The organism is Mesorhizobium sp. P3_A9 (genome assembly GCF_056402975.1).
In genome coordinates, this window is sequence record NZ_JBFUGJ010000644.1 from 1 (window position 1) to 1,639 (window position 1,639).

At 59.4% G+C, this 1,639-nt stretch carries 1 protein-coding gene; it reads left to right on the forward strand.

The features are described from left to right. Positions 1 to 334 precede the first annotated feature (334 nt). On the forward strand, positions 335 to 1,639 hold a 1,305-nt coding region (locus AC1DX0_RS35605), incomplete at its 3' end, for a hypothetical protein (protein WP_477359142.1).

The following is a 1,639-nucleotide window of genomic DNA, read 5'->3' on the forward strand; positions in this document are numbered from 1 at the left end:
GTAGTGAACCATGTGATAAGCTGTTGGCATCGGCTGTCCCTTCCCCGCAAGAGTCGGGAGTAGACATTCACATCACATTGTTTGGCAATGCCTGCCAAACAGGATGGCGCAAATTGGTCGCGTGGGATCGAGCTTTCAGCTAGCCCCGATCCGGCGCAATTGCCGCGCTGTAGGGTCTGGCCGCGAGGCGACAATGCGCTTACAGGTGGCCAAAATTGGGAAGCAAACTTCGCCTCGTTCTGGGTAGATAAACAAGCTCTCTGCAGGTATGTCAGCTCGCGCTGCACGGCATTGCCACGGGCATCGGACCGAGCAAGAAAAGGAATAGAGTCGTATGCTGCTACAGAAGGACGAAGTGCTCGACGGGCTGGCAGCTGTCGGCAACGTGGCGCAGTTCGTCGCTCTTCGCCCAGACGCAGGAATGCTCAAGCAGTCCTACAGCCGAATCGCTGGCCACTCGCCGAACCATCACTTCGCGACGACCAACGAGGCGATAGCCGAATTGATAGCGCGAAGTGGCGAAGGCAAGGTGAATGTGCGCAGCTACCGCCCGCACGACCCCCGCAGCCGTGAGTTCGTTTATGGGCTGGAATTGCTCGACGACGTGCTGGCTCACGCAAACCGGCTCGCCGCCGACGGGCTCCACCTAATCGTCAATGAAACCATCGACGTTCATGACGGGGGTGTATCGGGCGTCTTGCAGGGTGACACTGTTGAGTTCGCGCCGGATGACACGCCGAGATGTGTAGAAAAGCCGGGTGTAGCCTCGCTGCCATTCGGCCAAGCGATGGACATCCTCACGACGGTCTATGGTTTCAAGCCCCAACTCCGCGCCGCTCTGGGTGAACGGACGGAATTCAGCATCCATCCGATCAAAAGGGGATGGCAGCGGGCTCATACCCTGCTCTGGGAACACGAGACTAACGTTCCCAACGCCACCACTGCGGCACAACGTTGGCCCAATCACTTCAGCCGTTTTCTGGGCGACAAGACGTTCGGCCTGCTCATGGCGCAGACATTGGGAATGCCGGTCCCGCGCACCGTGGTAATTAACCGGCGGGTCGCGCCGTTCGTCTTCGGCACACCGACAGGGTCCGCTGAAGTATGGACGCGGACTTGTCCCATAGAGCCACACCCCGGTCTCTACACAACCGTCAAGGGTTGGACGGATCCTTTCGCGCTGCTTGCAGGCGAAGACCCTGAGGGAAAGATTATCGCCTCTGTGTTGCGGCAGGACGCCGTTCCCGCCGGCCATTCTGGAGCGGCAATCGTAGATGCTGAAAGCAAACTCATAATCGAAGGGAGGTCCGGCGAGGGCGACCGGCTCATGCTCGGCATCGATCTACCTGAGGTGCTGCCCACCAAAGTCACCGACGACGTTCGATCAATCTACAACTTGCTGCGTGACAAGCTCGGGCCGGTGAAGTTCGAATGGGTGCACGACGGTGAGCGCGTATGGGTGGTACAGTTGCACCGGGGGGCGACGTCCAGCTCTGCGACAATTATTGTCCCCGGCGAAGCGCAAACTTGGGCGGAATTTAGGGTCGAGGATGGTCTAGACCGTCTCCGCGTCCTTCTGGACCAACTGCCGCCCGACGGAGGTGTAAGTCTTATCGGCGATGTCGGACTGACCAGCCAC